This window comes from Mesorhizobium sp. M7A.F.Ca.AU.001.01.1.1, from assembly GCF_004022735.1.
GTDB classification, from domain to species: domain Bacteria; phylum Pseudomonadota; class Alphaproteobacteria; order Rhizobiales; family Rhizobiaceae; genus Mesorhizobium; species Mesorhizobium ciceri.
The window spans coordinates 1-1,024 of the sequence record NZ_RZPF01001180.1 but is presented as its reverse complement, the minus strand read 5'-3'; the positions used below and the strand labels follow the sequence as shown (position 1 = coordinate 1,024).

At 62.8% G+C, this 1,024-nt stretch carries 1 protein-coding gene; it reads left to right on the top strand.

What is annotated here, in order from left to right; translation table 11 throughout:
• Positions 1 to 962: catalase-related domain-containing protein (locus EN884_RS36890; RefSeq protein ID WP_128361174.1), on the top strand; the 962-nt coding region annotated here is incomplete at its 5' end.
• Between the last annotated feature and the right edge of the window lie 62 nt (positions 963 to 1,024).

The following is a 1,024-nucleotide window of genomic DNA, read 5'->3' as shown; positions in this document are numbered from 1 at the left end:
GTCCGAACTTTACCCATCTGCCGGTCAATGCGCCGAAGTGCCCGTTCGCCCATTTTCAACAGGACGGGCACATGGCCATGCGCAATCCGGCCGGTCGCGCCAACTATGAACCTAACTCATGGGGACTGGGACCGCGCGAGGATCCGCAGCGTGGCTTCCGTTCTTTCTCCGATGCCGAACAAGGGCAGAAAGTACGTCTGCGCGCGGAGAGCTTCGCCGATCACTACAGCCAGGCCCGGCAATTCTTCAACAGCCAGACACCACCGGAGCAGCGTCACATCGCGATGGCGCTGACGTTTGAACTGAGCAAGGTCCAGGCACCGGCGATCCGCGAACGCATGGTTTCGCATTTGTTGAACATCGATGAAACGCTGGCGACCACGGTCGCCGACAAGCTCGGCATCCGTGACATGCCCGAACCTGCCGAAGCCGCCGTTCCACCGCGCGATGACTTGCCGCCGTCGCCGGCGCTCAGCATCATCCAAAACGGGCCCGACAGTTTCGAAGGCCGCAAAGTCGGTGTCATGCTCAGCGATGGAGCCGATGTCGCGCTGTTCGAGGAACTTCGTTCCGCCATCGAAGCGGAAGGCGCGGTGATGGAGGTGGTTGCGCCCAAGGTGGGCGGCGTCGAAGCCGCCGACGGCACCCACATCGAGGCAAGGCACATGATCGACGGCGGTCCATCCGTTTTGTTCGACGCGGTGGTGCTGCTCCTCTCCGAGGCGGGCGCCGAGCTACTGGTCACGGAGGCCGCTGCGAAGGATTTCGTGTCTGATGCGTTTGCGCATTGCAAGTTCATCGGCTTCACCTCCGGGGCCGAGCCGCTCCTGATCAAAGCAGGCGTCGCTCCCGATGCCGATGAGGGGCTGAGGCGGCTGGATTCGGCAGCTTCGGTAGCTGCGTTTGTGCAGTCATGCCGCAAACTGCGGCTCTGGGCGCGGGAGGCGGCTGTCAAACTTTGATGCGATGGCGTCAGCTGTTTCCGTTGGCGCGTCCGCACTCTTTGGTTTGCCGCCAACCCAGC